The 264-nt window shown below is 59.5% G+C and carries 1 protein-coding gene; it reads right to left on the reverse strand.

Annotated elements, in window-relative coordinates; translation table 11 throughout:
- Positions 1-264, reverse strand: a 264-nt coding sequence (locus tag SB816_RS32485) for a hypothetical protein (protein WP_410548311.1), incomplete at both ends; no start/stop codon positions are given.

The following is a 264-nucleotide window of genomic DNA, read 5'->3' on the forward strand; positions in this document are numbered from 1 at the left end:
CTGCCCGAGTTCGCGGACATGCTGGATATCAGGACCGCTCAGGCGATATTGCACGGGTTTTCCAACCGGCGGGCCGATATCGAGCAACTTCACGAAGGCGTCGGTGCCGATAAAGGTCTTGTTCAGATAGTCCTGCAACTCGGCACGGACCTTGTCGCGCACATCCAGCCCCTTGGTGACGATAACCGTCTGGCCGAAAGTGACATCCGGCGTCTGCACGTCGAAGGACAGGATGAAACGCGGCGCGCCTTCGCCGACATAGGT

This window comes from Achromobacter sp. SIMBA_011, assembly GCF_046535435.1.
In the GTDB taxonomy this organism is placed as follows: domain Bacteria; phylum Pseudomonadota; class Gammaproteobacteria; order Burkholderiales; family Burkholderiaceae_B; genus Achromobacter; species Achromobacter dolens.